At 71.0% G+C, this 1,663-nt stretch carries 2 protein-coding genes and 1 pseudogene; 1 reads left to right on the forward strand and 2 read right to left on the reverse strand.

What is annotated here, in order from left to right; all coding sequences use genetic code 11:
- Positions 1-56: 56 nt before the first annotated feature.
- Entirely contained in the window at positions 57-707 is a 651-nt protein-coding gene (locus G6018_RS12305) for a hypothetical protein (RefSeq protein ID WP_182639751.1), read from the reverse strand.
- Between the two features lie 56 nt (positions 708-763).
- A complete protein-coding gene (locus G6018_RS12310) occupies positions 764-1,417 on the reverse strand; it encodes a carbonic anhydrase (RefSeq protein ID WP_179524500.1) in 654 nt (217 codons plus the stop codon).
- 38 nt (positions 1,418-1,455) lie between these two features.
- Here G6018_RS12310 and G6018_RS12315 point away from each other — a divergent pair.
- Positions 1,456-1,663, forward strand: a pseudogene (locus G6018_RS12315) (A/G-specific adenine glycosylase); the annotation flags it as partial.

Here is a 1,663-nt window from a genome sequence, read left to right on the forward strand (position 1 = left end):
GGACGGCGTCCGCGGCGTCTGCCTCACATGCCAGTCGCGCCCGACACCCCGGACGGTCAGTCGCCCTCGACCACGTTGAAGGTGGCCGCCGGGCTGAAGACGTTCCCGACCAGCGCGTAGACCTGGTAGGCGCCCACCTCGACCGGGGTCCGATCGGCCTCCGAGCAGGCGCCCTCCGCGGACCGGCGGCCTGTCCAGTCGATCTGGCGGGGCTCGGGCTCACCGGGGCGGAGGTCGACCTCGTCGTCCTCGCGGGGGGTGGTGCAGTCGATGCTCGACCACACCTTGACGTTGGTGTCCAGGCGGTAGACCTCGAAGGACAGCGGCGCCTCGGAGAGGTCGCGGTCGCACGTGGTGTCCGAGGTGTTGAGGATGTTGACGAAGAACCGGACGTCCTCGCCGACCGGGACGTTGGGCTCGGCGGACCAGACCTCCAGGCTCAGGTCCTCGTCCGCGCACCGGCCGCGCGAGGCGCCGCCGTCATCCCGGGCGGTGGTCCCGGTGGTCGTGGTCTCCGAGGTGGTGGCCGCCTCGGCCGTGTCGACCTCGCCGCCGCCCGCCGACTCCTGGGTGTCCGTGCCGCTGTCCCTGGAGGCCAGGAACAGCGCCAGCACCACGGCCAGGACGGCGACGACCGCGATGGCGACGGCGGCGACGCGGCGACGCACATAGACTTCGCGCGGTAGGGAGCCCTGGGGTTCGTGCACGGGCCCAACTCTAGGGCCGAGCGGGCGCCGCACCGGATCCCCCTCGCGGCGTGTCCCTAGACCGCGATCATCTCCTCACCCGGACCGTGGGGGGTGTCCTCGACCTCCCCCAACGCGCTGCGCAGATACGCGCGCCCGTCCGAGAGCTTGTACGTCACACCGACGATCGCGAGCCGCCCCGCGTCGATCCGGTCACTGATGATCTTGGAGCGCTGCTGCAGGAGCTCGCCGGTCTCGAGGACGTGGCGCGCCTCGAAATCGTCGATGGTGCTGAGCCCCTCGCGGCGACCGTTGAGGATCGAGGGCGAGACCTTCTCCACCACGTCACGCAGGAACCCGGGCGGGATCTCACCGGTGTTGAGCGCGTCGACCGTGGCCTTGACGGCGCCACAGCTGTCGTGACCGAGCACCACGATCAGCGGGGTCTCCAGGACGTGGACCGCGTACTCGATCGAGCCGAGCACCGCCGAGTCGCTGATGTGGCCGGCGGTGCGGATCACGAAGAGGTCCCCGAGACCCTGGTCGAAGATGATCTCGGCCGCCACCCGGGAGTCCGAGCAGCCGAACAGGACGGCCTTGGGGTGCTGCGCCGCGACGAGCTTCTCCCGCCGCTCGGTATTCTGGCTGGGATGACGCATCTGCCCTTCGACGAATCGATGATTGCCGTCGCGGAGCGAGGCCCAGGCCTTGATGGGATCGGTATGAGGCATGGCTCATATTGTGCACACCCCGCTCCCGCGGAGACACGGTGACCTCCGTCGACACCTCCGCCCTGCTGTCCTGGTTCGACCGTGCGGGCCGCCCCCTCCCCTGGCGCGGCCCGGGTGTCGGCGCGTGGGAGATCCTGCTCTGTGAGGTCATGAGCCAGCAGACCCCCGTGGCACGGGTGGAACCGGTCTGGCGGGCGTGGCTCGAGCGGTGGCCCGGTCCGGCCGAGCTCGCCGCGGCGCCGGCCG

This window comes from Dietzia sp. DQ11-44, assembly GCF_014145205.1.
GTDB lineage: Bacteria > Actinomycetota > Actinomycetes > Mycobacteriales > Mycobacteriaceae > Dietzia > Dietzia natronolimnaea.

What these genes read in the sequence shown, in the direction of transcription:
- G6018_RS12310 (WP_179524500.1), bottom strand. Translation starts at nt 1,417, where the DNA reads ATGCCTCATACCGATCCCATCAAGGCCTGGGCCTCGCTCCGCGACGGC.